Below are 17,782 nucleotides of genomic sequence, written 5' to 3'. Positions count from 1 at the left end.
GCGGGATGCGTATTTACCGCACCGCTTGAGGGACGAGAGAAGCCAATGGCATGATCAGGAAACAAAAAATGGAGAATGGGAGCGATTGTTGGAGGAGTTGCCGGAATCGGGATAGGGTCCTGCACGTTCCCGGTACGAATTATCGCTAAACCATCAGTTATCCATTAATAGCTCATCAATCAATCAATGCTTTAGCGTGAAAACGCAAATGGTTTTCGATAAATGTACTGATAAAAAAATAGCTATGGTCATAACCTTCACGAATATTGATCTGTGCGGGGTAGTTAGCTGCCTTACAGGCGGCGATAAAGCGTTCGATTTTGAGTTGCTCAGCCAGGAATTCATCCGCGTCACCCTGGTCTATCAACATGGGCAGATGATCCGATGCGCGCGCGGCCTCAAGGAGCAATGTTGTGTCATAGCCCCACCAGCTCTTTACGTCATTGCCAAGGTAGTGACTGAGCGCTTTTTTTCCCCATGGACTGGTTATCGGGTTAACGATCGGTGCAAAGGCGGATACTGACCGATAGCGCGCCGGGTTGCGCAATGCGATCATCAACGCGCCGTGGCCGCCCATGGAATGTCCGCAGATCGACCTTCGATCGTTAACTGGAAAATGTTGCTCGATCAGGGTGGGTAGTTCATCAACAACATAGTCGTACATACGGTAATGCCGGCTCCAGGGTTCCTGGGTAGCGTTCACGTAAAAACCGGCGCCCAACCCCAAGTCATATGCGGCGTCGGGTGCTCTGGCAACGCCTTCTCCGCGCGGACTGGTATCCGGTATGACAAGCGCAACGCCGAGCGCGGCGGCAAATCGCTGAGCGCCGGCTTTGACGCTGAAGTTCTCGTCGGTGCAGGTTAATCCCGACAGCCAGTAAACAACCGGCACCTTTCCGCTATTGCCCGCCTGGGGCGGCGCTGCCTGGCGCATCTGGGACGCTTGCTGCGCGTCGGGCGGCAGGAAAATGGAAAAGTTCATTTCGCAGTTCAGCGACGTAGAACTGTGCCTGTAACGCTTTTGTGACCCATCGAATGATCGATGGGAGGAGAGAAGCTGCAATTCGGGCATGTCCAGAGTTCTCAATTTTTAAACCTTTGCTATGTCTGGAAATTCATTTATTGAAATGAATAACAGTGCGTATGGATTTACCCTCATGCATCAGATCGAATGCTTCATTGATATCCTCCAGCCCCATGGTGTGAGTGATGAAAGTGTCGAGTTCGAATTCTCCGTCGAGGTAGCGCTGAACATAGCCGGGCAGTTCAGTACGGCCCTTTACGCCACCAAATGCCGAACCACGCCAGACGCGTCCTGTCACCAACTGGAAGGGGCGGGTGCATATTTCTTCGCCTGCGCCCGCTACACCGATTATCACGGACTCGCCCCAACCCTTGTGGCAGCATTCCAGGGCAGAGCGCATGACTTTGACATTGCCGATGCACTCGAAAGAAAAATCGACACCTCCGCCCGTCAGTTCAATAATCACGTCCTGAATCGGTTTGTCATAATCCTTGGGATTCACAACATCGGTGGCGCCCAGTTGCTGCGCGATTCCAAATTTTTCGGGATTGACGTCGATTGCAATAATGCGGCCGGCCTCGGCCATCGCCGCGCCAATAATCACCGCCAGCCCAATGCCGCCCAGGCCAAAGACCGCCACCGTATCGCCTGCTTTCACTTTCGCCGTGTTGGCAACGGCCCCCAGGCCTGTCGTCACGCCGCAACCGAGCAGGCAGACCTTTTCCAGCGGCGCTTCCTTACTGATTCTGGCCAGCGAAATTTCAGGTATCACGGTATATTCGGAAAAGGTCGAGGTGCCCATGTAATGATAAATGGGTTTTCCGTCCTTGAAAAAACGCGTGGTGCCGTCAGGCATCAGCCCCTGTCCCTGTGTGGCGCGAATGGCCTGGCACAAATTGGTTTTGCCGGATTTGCAGAACCTGCACTCGCCGCACTCGGGGGTATAAAGCGGAATCACGTGATCGCCCACCTCGACACTGGTGACCCCTTCGCCTAGCGCCTCGACCACGCCTCCCCCCTCATGGCCAAGAATGGCAGGGAATTTACCCTCGGGATCTTTTCCCGACAGTGTGAATGCATCTGTATGACATACGCCGGTGGCCACCATGCGCACCAGCACTTCGCCTTTCCGTGGAGGCAGCAAATCAACTTCTTCAATACTTAACGGCTGGCCGGAACTCCAGGCGACAGCGGCACGTGTTTTGATCATTTCCATAGGATTCGCACTCCTTCTTTTTTCTTTTATCAGTATCCGTAGTATGCGCAGGAATCCGACAATTTACAAATCCGATCAGCCGTTGAACCATATACAGCAACGGTTTGCTTTTTCAGTTAGGGCGTCCTATTATGAAATCAGGCCGGTTTGAATCTCTGCCGTCACTAATAACTTTTAGGAGATCATGATGCGACGAATTTACTTTTTAGTTCCCGATATTGCCACTACTAAACGTATCGTCGACGAACTGCTTCTTGCGCGAATCGTGGAACGGCATATTCACGTGATCGCAAAGCGCGGCACCGAGCTTGAGGATTTGCCGGAAGCAAATCTGCTTCAGAAGAGTGACTTTATTCCTGCAGTGGAACGTGGACTTGCACTGGGTGGAACGGCCGGGGCACTTGCGGGACTGGTCGCCATTGCGCTTCCCCCTGCCTCAACGGTGATTGCGGGCGGTATTCTTCTGGGAAGCACTCTCGCGGGGGCGGGAGTAGGAGCATGGGCCGGCAGCCTGATAGGCGTGAGCACGGCCAATTCAAGGATCAAGAAATTTGAAGAAGCAATTGAAGCTGGTCAACTTCTGGTTCTGGCCGATGTGCCAAAAGGCCGGGTTGATGAGATTGAGGCACGAATAAAAGAACACTTGCCTACGGTGGAGATTGAAGGAACTGAACCGATCATACCCGCATTTCCGTAATCATCGCCATGAAGGAAATGGCGTAGACAGGCATTGGAACTGCCGCATGAAGCGACAGTTGATGTAGCTTTTCCAGTATCAGTAAAGCGCCCAACGTCCTGCCAGGCAGCGGTATTAAGCAATGGCACATCTATCTGCAGTTGCTGATGAGGCTGAGGCTACGGTTATAATCCTTGAGCAGGCGGCTCGATAGATATACGCGCAGGTTTCTCTCCAGGTGGTTTTGCCATGTGTGCCGCAAACACACTGGACTTGGACAGCTTTTGACCTTCAATAGCCGCTACATCTCCCGCCCCAAAATCCACGGATAATTTATTGCCTGCAGAGCGGATTTGACTCTAACGAAGCCTTCAGGCGTAGTGCGTAGTGTTGAAGCCGCTCTCGGCAAGCCACGCCAGCGGGTGAGGCTGCGTGACCAGAGGCTCGCCGCCACGCACTGCCTATCGTCAAGGCGGACGCTATCATGCGGGACCTCCATCGGCCCGGGCTTCAGTTTGTATCCGGGCAACGGGCGGGGACTCGCTATGAATAATCGTGAGCCCCTATCCCCTAGTTGGGGACACTGTGTCGTATGTTCCCCACCGATAAGTATCAGCTCACGAAGAGGCGGAGCGATCGATGAGTTCGTAGCGATGATCGATGAGTTCGTAATGTAGATGGAAAGCCTGGATTTCGGTATCAAGGTTTTAGTTTTGCTCATGCTGGTTTATCATGCACGGTCCTAAACCGAGGGAGCCGAGGAAACGACACAATGGCAGGATTAAGTAAAGGTACTCCCATTCCCACTGAAATAAAACTGCATCGCAAGTCCGGATGGCTGGAGGTTTCCTTTGCCGACGGTAAAACGTTTCAGTTCTCCTGCGAATTTTTACGTGTCTTTTCGCCTTCAGCGGAAGTGCGCGGCCATAGCCCGGGACAGGAAGTGCTGCAAACCGGCAAAAAAGAGGTGAAGATCAACCATATCGAACCCGTGGGTAATTATGCAATTCAGCTGAATTTCTCGGATGGCCACAATACCGGGCTTTACTCGTGGGACTTGCTGTACGACTATGGCTTGCATCAGGATGAGATGTGGGAAAGATATCTGCACCGAATGAAAGAGGCGGGAGCGAGACGGGAACCGATTGACGTTCGCCAGCCGTGAATCGAAATTCGGGAAAGGAAACCTCCGGGTAAACCGCATAACCTTGCTGCTCGCTATGTGCACTTCTCCGGCAATGATAGCTAAAGATATGGCCTTCGACCGTACTGGTGATCATCTCGGTTTTACAACTGGCCCCTCTGTCGATGACTTTTTCGGCGGTTCCGCAAACGCTTTGGTCTTCCTATAATATACATAACCTTTTTATATAAGAAACTGAACATTCATGACGAAAACTACGGATTTCGGCTTTAATACGGTCGCTGAAACAGAGAAAGCTCGCAAGGTGGCGGGCGTGTTCGATTCGGTTGCGGAACGCTACAACCTGATGAATGACCTTATGTCGGCAGGCATGCATCGATTGTGGAAGCGGTTTGCAGTGGAAACAAGCGGAGCCAGGAAGGGCAGCCGGGTACTTGATATTGCCGGCGGTACTGCGGACCTGAGCTCATTGTTCCTTGAGCACGTAGGTAGCAACGGCGAGGTCTGGCTCACCGACATTAACAGCTCCATGCTCACAATAGGTCGCGACCGCCTGCTGGATGAAGGGGCGGCTGTGTCGGTGGCACAGTGCGATGCAGAAAAACTTCCGTTTCCAGACGATTATTTCGATTGTGTGAGTGTTGCTTTTGGTCTCAGAAACATGACCCGCAAGGACATGGCGCTGAAGGAGATGCTGCGTGTGCTGCGTCCGGGTGGATGTGTTGTCGTGCTCGAGTTCTCCAAGGTATGGAAACCGCTGCGGCGCTTCTACGATTTCTACTCGTTCAAGATTCTCCCGGCCATGGGGGGAATCATCGCCAAGGATCGGGATAGCTATCGCTATCTGGCCGAATCCATTCGTGTGCATCCATCCCAGGAAGAATTGAAGCAATTGATGCAGAAAGCCGGATTCGAGCGGGTAGAGTACTTCAACCTGGCGGCCAACGTGGTTGCACTGCACCGAGGTTACAAATTCTAGGGCATCTGGTTTTCCGGCTCTGTATGTCTGTTAGCGTACAGAAAGATGCCTGGTAGTTGTTAAGATTTATGGGTTCCCGTCCCCTAGTTCTCGAATCGCGGCGGAAAGAGGCGTTTCTCCAAAACAGGAAGTGGAAAACTGGAGAGCCTATTCAATTTGTCATGAGACTGTCCTTATGACATCGTATCAGGTAGCGTAAAGGCTCAACCATAAGCAGATCCGGATACGGCTGCATCAGGAAAAAGTTTTGACCAGCCGAAGATGAGCAGCGGCCGTGAACTCTGGAATTTGAGAAGCCGCCTGCAAAAGAAAGGCTTATCAGTGTCGTTCGTTACCGAAGTCAAGTCGAAATCGGATTGAATCAGGTTCCAATCCGAACCAAGGATCAAACAATGGCTGATATTCGCCACGTGGTACTCATATTTGGCGAAATTCTGATAGATCGGTTTCCCGACAGGGAGGTGCTGGGGGGTGCGCCATTCAATGTCGCCCGGCACCTGGGGGCCTTCGGTTGCGCACCTGTCCTGGTTTCCCGAATAGGACAGGATGCAGCAGGCGCGCGCCTGCTGCAGACCCTGGAAAGCTCGGGGCTGAGCACGCACGGTGTGCAGCTCGATTCCATTTATCCTACCGGGGTAGTAGAGGTCAGCTTCACCTTGGAAGGTCACCGATTCGACATTGTTCCCGACCAAGCCTATGATCATATCCATCCGCGGTTATCTCGAATGACAGCACTTGCTACGACTCCGGAATTGGTCTACTTCGGAACACTGGCGCAGCGTGCCGGCTCACATCGGGCTCTGCGTCATATGCTGCGTGCTGCTGCCGGTCTGCGTTTCTTCGATGTCAATTTGCGCGATCCATGGGTATATGCCGAGCGTCTGCACTGGTCGCTGCAGCATGCGGATATCGTTAAAACCAATGACATCGAGCTTGACCGGATAACTCAACTACTTGATCTGGAGGAAACATCTCCCGAGGCTCAGGCGGAGGCGTTAATCCAGCGATATCAACTACGTGGCATACTGGTAACTTGCGGTGCCTCAGGGGCGTGGTGGCTGGACGATGCTGCGCAACAGACGGCGATGGCATCCGATCCTGTCCCGGATATCCGCGATACGGTTGGCGCCGGGGACGCATTCTGTGCCGTTTTCATGCTTGGTCTGCTAAACGGCTGGGCCATACCGCTCACCTTGCAGAGGGCACATCGTTTTGCCGGAGCGATCTGCCGGATACAGGGCGCCATTCCGGAACACAACGACTTCTACAGGCCGTTCATTGACGAATGGCATGTATTAAGATGAAGGAATTGTATGTTCTGATGCTAAGCCTGCATGGGCTGATCCGGGGAAACGACCTGGAACTGGGATGCGATGCGGATACCGGCGGCCAGGTGTTATATGTGGTGGAACTGACACGGGCCCTGGCTCGTCAACGGCAGGTCGGCAAGGTGGATCTGCTGACTCGCCGCATCGAAGATTCCACCGTATCGCCGGACTATGCCCGTCCTGAAGAGGCGCTCGGCGACAATGCGCGGATTATTCGCCTGCATTGCGGGCCTCGTCGTTATCTCCGTAAAGAAAGCCTCTGGCCCTATCTCGATCAATTGGTGGATCGTGCGCTACTTTTTCTACGCGAGCAGAAGCGTTTACCTGATGTCATTCATAGCCATTACGCGGATGCAGGGTATGTAGGAATGCAGCTTTCCCAACTTCTGGGTATTCCGCAGATCCACACCGGTCACTCGCTTGGACGCAGCAAGCAGCAACGGCTGCTGGCACAAGGCCGCAAACCGCAGGCATTGGAGCGCCAATTCAGTTTCTACCGGCGAATAGCTACCGAGGAAGCCATACTGCAGCATGCCAGTCTAATCATAACCAGCACACCTCAGGAAAGTGCTGAGCAGTATGGTTTATATACCAGCTATCAGCCAGAGCGCGCCGTCGTAATCCCGCCCGGAACCGATATATCGCGCTTTGCTCCCCCAAGTCGGCAGATGCCCCCGGATCCGGAGGCCGCAAGCCTTATCGATCGCTTTCTGGTACATCCGCGCAAGCCGCTGGTGCTTGCAATTTGCCGTCCGGAAATGCGGAAGAATCTCAGCGCTCTGGTTGCCGCATTCGGCAGTTCACCTGCGTTGCATGAGAAAGCCAACCTGGCCATCATAGCCGGCAACCGCGAGGACATCCGCAAGCTGGAAGCCGCCCAGACGGAAGTGATGACCAATTTATTGCTCGATATCGACTGTTACGATCTATGGGGCAAAGTGGCGCTGCCCAAGCACCATAAGCCGGCCAATATTGCCGGGTTCTATCGGCTTGCGGCTCAGCGTCGAGGAATTTTTGTCAATCCGGCGCTTACCGAGCCGTTTGGCCTTACCTTGATCGAGGCCGCTGCGAGCGGGCTTCCTGTCGTTGCTACTGAGGATGGAGGGCCCCGCGATATTGTCGCCAACTGCAAAAACGGGGTGCTGGTGGATCCCCTGGATGCACACGCCATTGCCGGAGCGATTGAATACGCGTTAGCTGATCCGGCGCGTTGGCGGCAATGGGCGCGCAATGGAATTGCGGGAGTTAAAAATCACTATACCTGGGATGCCCACGTCAAGAAGTATCTGCACGTTTTGCTCCGTTTGCTGCATCACGAGCGCAAACAGATTCGCCGGACCATGGCCATATATCAAAGGCCGCAACGCCATCCGCTGCCCTTGATATCTCATATGCTTATCACCGATATAGACAATACCCTGCTGGGTGATCGTGCCGCATTGCGCCGTTTCCTTGCTATCTTGCGGGCAACGCCGCCAAACCTGGGCTTTGGTGTCGCTACCGGCCGGACGCTGGAAAGCGCATTGAAAATACTGAAGGAATGGAGCGTGCCCTTACCTGACGTGCTTATTACCTCGGTGGGCAGCGAGATCAATTATGGCCGTGAACTTCGTCCGGATATCGGGTGGCAAAATTTTATCAAATATCTTTGGCGCCGCGATGCGATCCAAGACGCGCTGCGCGACGTGCCCGGCCTCACTTTGCAGGCGGAGGAAAACCAGCGCGAATTCAAGCTCAGCTATAACGTGGATCCGGAAAAACTGCCCGTGATCTCAAGAATACGCGCTTTGTTGCGCGAAAAAAAACTGTCTGCGCATTTGATCTATTCGCGCCAGTCATATCTCGACATTTTGCCCCTGCGCGCCTCGAAGGGACGAGCAATACGTTATCTCGCCTACAAGTGGGGATTGCCGTTGCGTGCTTTTCTGGTCGCAGGTGATTCCGGCAACGATCAGGAGATGCTGATCGGCGACACGCTTGGCGTGATCGTTGCCAATCATAGCCCCGAACTGGCCATGCTGCGAGGAAATGAACAGATATACTTTGCTCGTGCCAGCTACGCGGATGGCATCGCTGAAGGCATGGCTCATTACGAATTCGGCACTTCCATAATGGAGAACGTGAATGATTCACCAATTTGACGCCTGGGCTGCGAACCATCGCAGCGATTTGTACGCGATGATACGCAGATGGTTCGAACTTGAACGTCCACTTTTGCTGCGGTCTGATTTACGGGCAGCATTTCATGCGCTGAATGCGGAACAGCTGACTGCCGAGCACCCCGGCTCCCTTATTGGAACCCCGCTGAATGAAATTATTGATATGCTGCAGGAAGCGGTGTGCCGTCCCCCCCTGATCTATATGGCGGTACGTGAAGGCGCCGGGAGTTGGCATTTTATGTCCATTCATCAGCAACGGCTTGTACCAGAGCCGGTGAGCGTATCGGATTATCTTGTTTTCAAAGAACTTCTGGTAAACCCGGATGGGGTGAATGAACCTGCATTGGAACTGGATTTTGCTCCTTTTAACCGCGGTTTTCCCAAACTCAAGGAAATCCGATCGATCGGGCAAGGCGTTATTTTTCTTAACAAGCAGCTTTCGAGCGGACTGTTTACCCAGCTTGGCCTGGGGACAGCCAAGCTGTTGCATTTCTTGACCATGCATTCCATGGACGGCAACCACTTGATGCTCAGCGGCAATTTTGCCGACGCTGCCGCATTGCGTACCGGCTTGCGCCGTGCGCTTGGGCTGCTCGATAAATATCCCGGAGATACACCATGGAGCGTAATTGCAGAACCGCTGAGCGGATTGGGTTTTGCGCCGGGCTGGGGTGATTGCGTTACGCGTGTAAGCGACACCATGAGTCTGCTGGTGGATCTTCTAGAAGCGCCTTCACCGCAAATTCTCGAGAACTTTCTGGCGCGAATACCGATGATCTCGAAGTTGCTGATCCTCTCGCCTCACGGATATTTCGGGCAGGATAATGTATTGGGGCTGCCGGACACCGGCGGTCAGGTGGTATATATTCTCGATCAGGTGCGGGCGTTGGAGCGGGAAATGAGCGAACGCTTGGTCCTGCAGGGGATAACGGCGCAACCAAAAATCCTGATCGGCACGCGCCTGATCCCTGAGGCTGGGGATACATTGTGTAATCAGCCACTGGAAAAGATTCATGGAACCCAGAATTCATGGATCGTACGCGTGCCATTTCGTAAAGAAAATGGCGAAATCGTCCGTTCCTGGGTCTCTCGTTTCGAGATCTGGCCGTATCTGGAGAACTTCGCGCACGACATGGAGCGCGAAGCGCTGGCGCAATTGAGCGGACGCCCCGATTTGATAATCGGCAATTATTCGGATGGAAATCTGGTTGCCTCATTGATTGCCAAACGAACTGGCGTGACGCAATGCAACATCGCGCATGCACTGGAGCAGAGCAAATATCTGCATTCCGCCTTGCACTGGCGGGAGAGCGAAAGCCAGTACCATTTCAATTGTCAGTACACGGCTGATCTCATCGCGATGAACAGCGCTGATTTCATTATAACCAGCACCTATCAGGAAATTGCCGGTACCGCCCATACCGTGGGCCAATACGAAATCTATCAGAACTATACGATGCCCGGTTTATATCGGGTAGTGAACGGCATAGATCTTTTCGACCCAAAATTCAATATAGTCTCGCCGGGGGCCGACGCCGACGTGTACTTTCCCTATCTCGACCGCGAGCGCAGACTGCACTCTCTGATACCCGACATTGAACGTCTTCTGTATGAGAATGATCCCGGGGTGCCATGGCGTGGCCATTTCGATGATCCTGCCAAGCCGCTGATCTTTACCATGGCGCGTCTCGATCTGGTCAAGAACCTGACTGCACTCGCGGCATGGTTCGCGCAATGCCCGCGTCTATGGGAAGCTGCCAATCTACTGGTGATCGGCGGACATGTTGATCCCGCTACGTCGACGGATGGCGAGGAACGCGCTGAAATCGAGCATATGCATGCGATCATGAATGAATACAAGCTGGAAGGACGCATGCGCTGGCTCGGCACCCGCCTGGAAAAAAATCTTGCTGGTGAGCTATACCGGCACGTGGCCGATAAGCGGGGTATCTTCGTACAGCCAGCCCGATTTGAGGCATTCGGACTCACCATTATTGAAGCTATGTCCTCCGGTCTGCCGGTATTCGCCACATGCTACGGCGGCCCTCGGGAGATCATTCAGCATGGGATATCAGGTTATCATTTTGACCCTAACGACGGTGCGACGGCCGCCAGTGCCATGGCTGATTTTTTTGATCACGCAGCCGATAATCCCGATTTCTGGGACAAGATTTCGGAAATGGCTCTTAAACGGGTCGAAACACGTTATACATGGCGTCTTTATGCGGAACGAATGATGACCCTGTCGCGTATTTACGGTTTCTGGAAATTTGTCAGTAACCTGGAACATGAAGAGACCGCCCGTTATCTCGACATGTTTTACCATTTGCAATTCCGTCCGATGGCACAGGCGCTGCCCCATCAGTAATGATCTTCAATATATTCAGGTTCATTCCTGATTTCGCCATATTCTCTGAAGAAGGTGCGGGCAAATTTTTACCTTAAACGGCTCAGGGAGAGCGGCTTTCCCAGGCAGTAATCAGGTTGCACGGTGTCGGCTGGACGTTTATTCTCCCTTGTATACCGTTTGAGTACGATTGCAGGCATGCAGTTTTTTTAAGATATTTCGTAGATCGTTCTTCACCTGGAAAGTGCTGATTCCCAATATGGCAGCAGTTTCGGAAGTGGTTTTGCCCAGCTTCGTCCAATTCATTATCTCAATTTCACGAGTGCTCAACCCGAAATCTTCGCCACTCTCTTGAGAAGGAGCAGGTTGCCAAGGTAAGGGATCAATCTGCCCGAAGGCAGCGTCAAGATAGGGAAGCAGTACTTTGATAGTATTCATCGAGGATGTACTGAATTGCTTTCTTGAACTGAAGATTATATAGAGACAGTCGTGCTGTCCGCGTTTGTCGCTTATACCGTGTATCAGTATGGATTGCATGCCTTGCAATGCCTCCCCAAGGGAACACTGCAGTCCACGCTCTTCAAGCAAAAAACCAGATTCACCGACGCCGAGGGTGTAGGGCGTATTGCCTTGTTCAATCCAGCGATTAAAAAGTCCCTGGAGAAGGGGGGAAAGGCTCCTCACGTCGGAATGCTCAGTTCTCACCCCTATTAAGGCAGAGACTATATCGTGGCCAATAAAATTGGAGTTGAAGTTTCCCCACGCCGCAAGCATGATTTCGTGGGGCAGGTAATGTTGTATCTCCCCCTGCAGCCATAAAAAAAGATCGTAATGTCGACGCACAGCCAGCCATTCCTGGGTTATCCGGGCGTATCCTCTTATATTTTCAGCGGAGAGAGGAAAGGGCAAACCCATGTCTGGTCCATGTCTGGTATTCGGTTGTTAAAAAAATTCTTGGTTGTTCCGCTTTGCCGACGTACCTGTGCATCTGCCATAGCGTTAAAGCAAGATACATGCCCAGTTGTTAAAATGCGGATTCTCAAGGGTCAAACGAATATTCTCCGGAAAGATGTAAGGAATTTCGACGCCGTCATCGGCAAGTCTCCTGATAATCTTCCCAATCCTCCCACCGAACTATCGGACTATCGGACTTATACGAGGCGTTTAAGGCACTCGGTTTTTTTGAGAATGCAGCACATCGGTATTGTTTCAGCTTCCGGGATCAACTGCGTGCTACTGTTGACGGATTTACAATCGTCGAGACTGCCCGGGTTTTTCGCCGGCAGTCAAACAGATGCATTCGCAAACGGTTTAACCGATCATCCCGGGATTGAGGTTCAACGCTCCACATTTATACCGTTTTTCTGAAGCCCATTGGCTGAGGAAGCGTGAACAGGCACTCTTGCCAGGCATTTCATTTCATGCTCGCTTGATTGTGCGTTGTACTATCAAGGCCCCGTTTCGGTGTTTCTGAAGATACCGATATGGTCTTCCCGACAGCAGAAACGGGATTTCCTTGTTGATGACTTTCTTTGTTGATAGAATAAATTCGATCCATCCATTAACTCTGTGTTACCCACGCCGTATTTACTACAGCGGGAGCAACCTTGGACGCATCAAACAAACAGCAGAAATTTATAGAGGGTTGCGCTTTTGGGTACACTTCCGTAGAAATCCGATGACAGGGCGCCAGACCGATCTGCGAATGTCCTTTCCGTTCAGTATTCGCTAAGAACTCCGGCAGTGAAGGTCTTTATTATTGCCGGTTGTCGTTCCGAGTGCATTTCGGGTATCTGCGGTTGGAGAGAATTTAGTTAAGGAGCATTTCATGAACAAGAGAGTTGTAGGTGTCGCACTCTTCGCATTTGTCTTGTCATTGCCAGCCTCTGCCGCCTTGCCGCAGTCAGAGCTGCAACCGCAGCAACAATCACAATCACAGCCGCTGCCCCATGGCGATGGTTGGCGACTCGTCCGGTCTGTTCAGCTTGGAAATTCGAAGAACTACATTCATATGGTCCTGATCGATAGCAAGCGGGATATGGACCAGGCCGTCTATGGCGCAGCGCTTAGCAAGATATGCAGATCCGAACCTGACTTTTGCAGAGTGAGGTTCTGGAACGAGGAACGTCATGTAGCCCAAGCAATTTCTTTTACTGATGCGCAGTTTAAGGCGCTGAGGGCCGAGTACGTCTTCAACCGGGCGGGAAGTGTCCAGCAAATGCGATACGCCTGCACGGTTGTATCGGACAAGAACCAGTGTTTTTCCCATTAAGGGATCTGGGCCTCTACGATACCGAAGCATTATGGCAGTCTTTTTTGATCCGCTGTTGACCCGGTCGTGGGGTGATAGTTGAGCATTTGCGGGCTACTTTATATCGAGGAGTTTTCATGCCGCGCCAGTTGATAAGTTCAGGTTCCACGTTCGAGCAGGAGATTGGTTATTCAAGGGCCGTGGTAGAGGGCGACTGGATTTTTGTGTCCGGTACGACTGGATTCGACTATAGCAAGATGACAATATCCGATGACTTGGAGGAGCAGGCTGAGCAATGTTTCAAGAATATCCAGCTAGCCCTGGACGAAGCGGGAGCGAGTATGCGAGATATCGTCCGGGTGACATACGTATTGCCTGATGCTGCTGACTTCCCAAAGTGCTGGCCCACCTTTCGCAAATATCTCGGACAGATCAGACCGGCGGCAATGATGATCTCAGCTGGTCTTTCCGATCCACGCATGCGTATTGAAATTCAGGTAACGGCCCATCGGGGCTCCGGGGCCTGAGATATTGGTCAACATTGGTTCAAAGAGTAATGGGGGACGCAAGTTCGAGTGTGTATTTGGGTGCTGGTAACAATAATACTTGAGGGAGGTAATTAATGGCTTCAACGAACAAAGTCTTTATCAGCTTTGCGCTCAGGGATATCAAGTCGCATGATCGGCTTCTTGAGCAGTTGAACAAGGAGCAAACAAAGTTTTCTTTTGTGGATATGCCTGTGAAGCAGTCATGGGAGCCGGCCTGGAAGGAAGAGTGCCGGGCAAAAGTGACTGAGTGCGATGGCGTGATTGCTCTCGTTACAGCCAATATCATTCGGGCAAGCGGTCAGCTATGGGAATTGATCTGCGCCTATGAGGGCAGGGTGCCTGTGCTGCTCATTCACGGAAATGACGAAAAACTACCCTCCAAACTGCCTGATCCCGTGGGTCAGCGTGATATCGAGCCGTGGACATGGCCGACCATTTCGAACTTTCTCAATAGGCTGTGAAGCTAACACGTGATTGGGACGAGGGGCGACACCTGCAAGAATACGATGCTCGAAACATGATTCCTCACCATGTTTTTCTCCCTGGTGCATGATTCTTGCGATAATTTTTGTTTTGTCGCCCTATTGATATTTGGTCATTATCTTGCAGCCCTACTCCAGCTGGACGGCAACATCCGGCGAGTTGCTGTATTGTAATACGGGCAAAGCGGCGACCCGCTGCTCGATCTTTTCCATCATCCTCCGGTAGGCAGGTGCATCAATTCCGCCGAAGCGTTGTTTGAATTCGACCTCAGACATGAATTCTGGCAGGTCCGACCAAGCCGGCATCAAATCCGCGTCCTCAAGTCCAGACAAGAACCGGCGCTGAAGTTCTCTTGCCGAGGTGCTGCTTGCCACGGCCTTTTCACCAAATTTCGTACCCGCGCGATCAGCGGCAATGTCATTGAACGAGAAACCGCTCCCGTGGCGGGAATCCTCAATCTCCTTATACAAACCGATCGCATCGGATAGGGCGGTATCAGCATAGGCAGCAATTGCGGCTGATACCATGAAATGCTTTGCAAGATCACCGCGTCCATCAACCGTGATTTCCTGAGGCGCGGGGCGGGGCCAGGTTGCTGCCATCGCCGGAAGAATCCCTTCCGGAGAAACTCCGAGCACGTGAAATGTCACGACTAGAATTACTGCCCGGTTTTCCGCCAATGCATCGCCATTTGGCAAATGATTCGCAGCAACGCGCATTAACGGCGACAGGACTTCCGCCAGAGACACTGCTTTATTCTGTTTGCTGTTCGCGGCAAGAAGCGTCTGATAGCGAAGCAAACGCTCGCGCTCCCGTTCGTCTATGATTGACGCTCTCATTTCATGAGAAAAGTCATCCGCCCAACGATAAACAATGCTCAATTGATTCCGTGAGACTTTCACCCGCTTGACCGCGTCAAGCCCAGCTCGATATTCCGGGCTTCGTCGTAACCAATGCACGAGTTGAAGCACGAGTATGTCCGTAAGCATATCGGGCAGCGGAAGTTTTCCAATTTGCATTGACCTGAGTTGGGGTAAGCTGTCTGTCTCTACCAGAGAAGCTTCCAGGTTCAGATAGCGGCCAAAAAATGGCGTTGCAGAGGTTGGAAGGCTCAACCGGATAATGGCATTGCGATCGGCGAAGGTAACCTGGGCGCTACCTTTACCAAGACGGCGCGCCAGGTAATTGACGGCCAGATCGGCGTCCGCGGGCGTTACTCTGGCGGCGACGAGCATACCTGGGTGTACCCAATAGCGATGCGCATCGACAATCTGCTTCGCCCGGCCTATATGCTCAGGCGTAAGAATAACCTGACGGTCAATACGGGGATGGTCTTCAAGGGCCAGCGCCAGCGCGGTTATTAGCGCCAGCGGTATAATGAACAACAAGCCTATTGAAAAAACAAGCAGAAGTTTGCGCATCACTGGAGCCAGGAGTCTGTTGCCAGGGGTTCTGTTCCGGATTACCGAAGGGGACAGAAAAACAAAAAAAACGGCATCCGGGTTCGAATGCCGCCGTTACGTATGCGGAGACAAAGATAGGGAAAATTAGTCCCGTTGCCAGTTGGTAATTTGGAATAAGACGTTATGCATCTCTTACCAGTATGGCCGGTAATATCCTCCCCAATAAAATGGGCTGCCATAATATCCATATCCGAAATATGGGCTAAAGCCATAGCCACCATAGCCTCCATACCCATAGCCATAAGGATAAGCCTGGTAAACGGGCCACAAATAAATGGCCTTGGAAGACAGTAATGGCAGTTGCACGGCTTTTTTTCCTATCATACGCTGGATGTCGCCTTCAAGTTTTCCCGCCACGGTGATTTCCCTGTCCTTCGCATAAACGGCCGGGTCAAGAAACTGGGAGCTCTTGATAACAAATCGTCCTTCGCTCGGCTTGTTCACTTGAGGGCGGCCGGTGTAATTGAGAGGATAGGACAAGACTTGCACGAGCGTGAAGTTTTCCTCATTCTCTACCTCGATAATCACACCGCCCCATCGGACAGAGGTGTCCTTGTAACTATCCGGGCTCTGGCTCGCCTGACTGTAAGTAATATCCGCAACAGGCACATCCTTGACCGCTGCGGGCAACCCCGCGCATGCGCTCAATGACAAACAAACCAATAATGAATACAGTCTCATGTGTTTTCCCCTTCATTAATGAAATACGATGCCATGGCACTTACGAAACTACGCTACAAGCATAGTTGAATCCGGAATAAAAACACGTACTTTAAGACAATTATTGCAGAGGATGATTCGGGTACCATTGAAAAAGTGCATATTTTCAGATGACATTCAGCTCTGGTTTCAGCTCTCTGGGAAAAATGCGTATGCCGCAACCTTTACGCAAGCAGCATATGGCGTAAAGATCCTTGAAATACGCCTGCGTTGTCCCGCAGGAGAGGATTTTTTAAATACTATTTCCGCCAATTGATCCGGCTTTGCACCTCGATGTGAATAGATCAGGATTGTGTTTCTCTCCATACTGCGTTTACCTCCGGGTTGCTAAAACAAGAAGTCAACGTGTCCTGTCCTGGTACACTTTGCCTATTCTGCGCTGAACCAGATATCTCCGTACCACGCAGTTGCAGTTGTGCCTGTATTGTCCGTATCGGTCATGATCGCCACCGCATCGACGCGTTCGGGTTCATCACCGAAAACACTCCGGTAGTCGGCACGCACGTCGCGACGTTCGTCTATCCATTGGCCAACCCGGTCAGCGCCGGATTCTACCGCGAGCATGCGCGCATTACTGGTGTAAGCGTTAGGCCAACTGCTACCGACCGGTTGCTTGTTAGACCACACGTAGTTGATGGCGCGGGTGCGCCAGAAGATAGGCCCACCAGAAAAGATTACGTAGACCCTTGCGGGATAATCATCGCCGGCGCGAGCGCGCTCATCGCCCCCGCTCAGTATGTTGCCGATCCGCCATGTCCAGTTGAGGATAGGCGTTTTACCGAGGTCGATGTTTACCTCGCGATAAAGTCCTGATGCACCTTTGCTGCTATCCGCGCGCAGGACGATTCTCCCGTTTTCGTCCGTCAGGCCGTAGTGGGTGACGCCCGCAAATGTTTTAGATTGCCAGCCGCTCAGGTCGCCGCGTGAAAAACGGGCAATGACCGCACGCTCATCCCCCGCCCATGATAGAGCAGGGCAATAGAGCGCTATTGAAGAGGCCATTATCGAACAGCCCATTATCCAGGTCCAATGCAGTAATTTGGGCATTGTTAAGGTATCCTTTCGAAAAAAATTCGATGAGCAATACCAGCAGGGATACTGTTATGGGCATGGTGAAGGCTGGAATCGCTGGGCGCATTCATTTTTACCTGTTTGCGTGTTACTCTCTTGCGTCTGCATCGTGCCTTATGCTCTACTTATGTAGTAGAAACGCCATCGCATCAAAATTGAACAGGGATTCATGTGGATTAATGAATTGTACTGTCAGGTACGATAAACTTCACCACAAACCCGATCTCTGGAATTGAAAGGAACTCGCTTCGGCCATTACAATCGAATGCGAAAGCAGTGCTCGTTCCAACGCCTTATCTGACCTACTACACCGTTTTGACGCGTTATCGTTGGTTAAGCACAGTTAAACGCTTGCTCGGGCGTACTGATCTTC

At 52.1% G+C, this 17,782-nt stretch carries 16 protein-coding genes; 9 read left to right on the top strand and 7 right to left on the bottom strand.

Annotated features, from left to right (window positions below; translation table 11 throughout):
- Positions 1 to 175 precede the first annotated feature (175 nt).
- Together fghA and CRO05_RS14525 are read right to left on the bottom strand one after the other, a co-directional pair.
- Positions 176 to 1,063 carry an S-formylglutathione hydrolase gene (gene fghA / locus CRO05_RS14530; protein WP_181319845.1) on the bottom strand — a complete coding sequence of 296 codons (888 nt, stop codon included), beginning with the start codon at positions 1,061 to 1,063 and terminating at the stop codon, positions 176 to 178.
- Between the two features lie 52 nt (positions 1,064 to 1,115).
- On the bottom strand, positions 1,116 to 2,234 hold the full coding sequence (locus CRO05_RS14525; RefSeq protein ID WP_369831635.1) for an S-(hydroxymethyl)glutathione dehydrogenase/class III alcohol dehydrogenase: 1,119 nt from the start codon (positions 2,232 to 2,234) through the stop codon (positions 1,116 to 1,118).
- A gap of 193 nt (positions 2,235 to 2,427) precedes the next feature.
- Between CRO05_RS14525 and CRO05_RS14520 the strand changes: the two genes are divergently transcribed.
- Entirely contained in the window at positions 2,428 to 2,937 is a 510-nt protein-coding gene (locus CRO05_RS14520) for a DUF1269 domain-containing protein (RefSeq protein ID WP_090879426.1), read from the top strand.
- A gap of 280 nt (positions 2,938 to 3,217) precedes the next feature.
- Here the strand turns inward: CRO05_RS14520 and CRO05_RS15645 are convergent, their stop codons facing one another.
- Complete coding sequence (locus CRO05_RS15645) at positions 3,218 to 3,637, bottom strand: hypothetical protein (protein ID WP_146166046.1); 420 nt, start codon at positions 3,635 to 3,637, stop codon at positions 3,218 to 3,220.
- A gap of 51 nt (positions 3,638 to 3,688) precedes the next feature.
- On the opposite strand from CRO05_RS15645, the gene CRO05_RS14515 reads away from it, so the two are divergent.
- From CRO05_RS14515 to CRO05_RS14490, 5 genes are all read left to right on the top strand, one after another.
- Positions 3,689 to 4,081, top strand: a complete 393-nt coding sequence (locus tag CRO05_RS14515; RefSeq protein WP_097067809.1) for a gamma-butyrobetaine hydroxylase-like domain-containing protein — start codon at positions 3,689 to 3,691, stop codon at positions 4,079 to 4,081.
- A gap of 223 nt (positions 4,082 to 4,304) precedes the next feature.
- Positions 4,305 to 5,039 (top strand): bifunctional demethylmenaquinone methyltransferase/2-methoxy-6-polyprenyl-1,4-benzoquinol methylase UbiE, encoded by a 735-nt coding sequence (ubiE, locus tag CRO05_RS14510; RefSeq protein ID WP_097067808.1) that lies wholly within the window; start codon positions 4,305 to 4,307, stop codon positions 5,037 to 5,039.
- 392 nt (positions 5,040 to 5,431) lie between these two features.
- Positions 5,432 to 6,343: a carbohydrate kinase gene (locus CRO05_RS14500; protein WP_097067806.1), complete on the top strand. Its 912-nt coding sequence runs from the start codon at positions 5,432 to 5,434 to the stop codon at positions 6,341 to 6,343.
- Positions 6,340 to 8,508 carry an HAD-IIB family hydrolase gene (locus CRO05_RS14495; protein WP_097067805.1) on the top strand — a complete coding sequence of 723 codons (2,169 nt, stop codon included), beginning with the start codon at positions 6,340 to 6,342 and terminating at the stop codon, positions 8,506 to 8,508. The genes CRO05_RS14500 and CRO05_RS14495 overlap by 4 nt, the downstream gene beginning before the upstream one ends.
- Positions 8,492 to 10,894 carry a sucrose synthase gene (locus CRO05_RS14490; RefSeq protein ID WP_097067804.1) on the top strand — a complete coding sequence of 801 codons (2,403 nt, stop codon included), beginning with the start codon at positions 8,492 to 8,494 and terminating at the stop codon, positions 10,892 to 10,894. The genes CRO05_RS14495 and CRO05_RS14490 overlap by 17 nt, the downstream gene beginning before the upstream one ends.
- A gap of 138 nt (positions 10,895 to 11,032) precedes the next feature.
- Here the strand turns inward: CRO05_RS14490 and epsA are convergent, their stop codons facing one another.
- Positions 11,033 to 11,788, bottom strand: coding sequence for an XrtB/PEP-CTERM-associated transcriptional regulator EpsA (gene epsA, locus CRO05_RS14485; protein WP_235001458.1), 756 nt, complete (start codon positions 11,786 to 11,788; stop codon positions 11,033 to 11,035).
- A gap of 913 nt (positions 11,789 to 12,701) precedes the next feature.
- Between epsA and CRO05_RS14475 the strand changes: the two genes are divergently transcribed.
- The 3 genes from CRO05_RS14475 (at position 12,702) to CRO05_RS14465 (ending at position 14,133) form a co-directional block, all read left to right on the top strand.
- On the top strand, positions 12,702 to 13,145 hold the full coding sequence (locus tag CRO05_RS14475; RefSeq protein WP_097067802.1) for a hypothetical protein: 444 nt from the start codon (positions 12,702 to 12,704) through the stop codon (positions 13,143 to 13,145).
- Positions 13,146 to 13,261: 116 nt separating this feature from the next.
- Positions 13,262 to 13,651 (top strand): RidA family protein, encoded by a 390-nt coding sequence (locus CRO05_RS14470; protein WP_097067801.1) that lies wholly within the window; start codon positions 13,262 to 13,264, stop codon positions 13,649 to 13,651.
- Positions 13,652 to 13,746: 95 nt separating this feature from the next.
- The gene (locus CRO05_RS14465) at positions 13,747 to 14,133 is read left to right on the top strand and encodes a TIR domain-containing protein (RefSeq protein WP_090879410.1); all 387 of its coding nucleotides are present in this window, start codon (positions 13,747 to 13,749) and stop codon (positions 14,131 to 14,133) included.
- Positions 14,134 to 14,283: 150 nt separating this feature from the next.
- Here CRO05_RS14465 and CRO05_RS14460 read toward each other — a convergent pair whose 3' ends face one another.
- The 3 genes from CRO05_RS14460 to CRO05_RS14445 form a co-directional block, all read right to left on the bottom strand.
- Positions 14,284 to 15,576 carry a hypothetical protein gene (locus tag CRO05_RS14460; RefSeq protein WP_097067800.1) on the bottom strand — a complete coding sequence of 431 codons (1,293 nt, stop codon included), beginning with the start codon at positions 15,574 to 15,576 and terminating at the stop codon, positions 14,284 to 14,286.
- Positions 15,577 to 15,750: 174 nt separating this feature from the next.
- Positions 15,751 to 16,299 (bottom strand): Slp family lipoprotein, encoded by a 549-nt coding sequence (locus CRO05_RS14455; RefSeq protein WP_097067799.1) that lies wholly within the window; start codon positions 16,297 to 16,299, stop codon positions 15,751 to 15,753.
- Positions 16,300 to 16,707: 408 nt separating this feature from the next.
- A complete protein-coding gene (locus CRO05_RS14445; protein WP_235001457.1) occupies positions 16,708 to 17,385 on the bottom strand; it encodes a DUF3047 domain-containing protein in 678 nt (225 codons plus the stop codon).
- Positions 17,386 to 17,782 lie beyond the last annotated feature (397 nt).

This window comes from Nitrosovibrio sp. Nv4 (assembly GCF_900215485.1).
In the GTDB taxonomy this organism is placed as follows: domain Bacteria; phylum Pseudomonadota; class Gammaproteobacteria; order Burkholderiales; family Nitrosomonadaceae; genus Nitrosospira.
Note: the sequence above shows the minus strand (reverse complement) of the source record. Positions and strands in the feature narration are given on the sequence as shown.

Coding starts and splice junctions, on each gene's coding strand:
- CRO05_RS14475 (WP_097067802.1), top strand. CDS start 12,702: ATGAACAAGAGAGTTGTAGGTGTCGCACTCTTCGCATTTGTCTTGTCA.
- CRO05_RS14470 (WP_097067801.1), top strand. CDS start 13,262: ATGCCGCGCCAGTTGATAAGTTCAGGTTCCACGTTCGAGCAGGAGATT.
- CRO05_RS14495 (WP_097067805.1), top strand. CDS start 6,340: ATGAAGGAATTGTATGTTCTGATGCTAAGCCTGCATGGGCTGATCCGG.
- CRO05_RS14525 (WP_369831635.1), bottom strand. CDS start 2,234: ATGATCAAAACACGTGCCGCTGTCGCCTGGAGTTCCGGCCAGCCGTTA.
- CRO05_RS14520 (WP_090879426.1), top strand. CDS start 2,428: ATGCGACGAATTTACTTTTTAGTTCCCGATATTGCCACTACTAAACGT.
- CRO05_RS14455 (WP_097067799.1), bottom strand. CDS start 16,299: ATGAGACTGTATTCATTATTGGTTTGTTTGTCATTGAGCGCATGCGCG.
- CRO05_RS14445 (WP_235001457.1), bottom strand. CDS start 17,385: ATGCCCAAATTACTGCATTGGACCTGGATAATGGGCTGTTCGATAATG.
- epsA (WP_235001458.1), bottom strand. CDS start 11,788: ATGGGTTTGCCCTTTCCTCTCTCCGCTGAAAATATAAGAGGATACGCC.
- CRO05_RS14500 (WP_097067806.1), top strand. CDS start 5,432: ATGGCTGATATTCGCCACGTGGTACTCATATTTGGCGAAATTCTGATA.
- CRO05_RS14490 (WP_097067804.1), top strand. CDS start 8,492: ATGATTCACCAATTTGACGCCTGGGCTGCGAACCATCGCAGCGATTTG.
- CRO05_RS14460 (WP_097067800.1), bottom strand. CDS start 15,576: ATGCGCAAACTTCTGCTTGTTTTTTCAATAGGCTTGTTGTTCATTATA.
- CRO05_RS15645 (WP_146166046.1), bottom strand. CDS start 3,637: ATGAGCAAAACTAAAACCTTGATACCGAAATCCAGGCTTTCCATCTAC.
- CRO05_RS14515 (WP_097067809.1), top strand. CDS start 3,689: ATGGCAGGATTAAGTAAAGGTACTCCCATTCCCACTGAAATAAAACTG.
- CRO05_RS14465 (WP_090879410.1), top strand. CDS start 13,747: ATGGCTTCAACGAACAAAGTCTTTATCAGCTTTGCGCTCAGGGATATC.
- ubiE (WP_097067808.1), top strand. CDS start 4,305: ATGACGAAAACTACGGATTTCGGCTTTAATACGGTCGCTGAAACAGAG.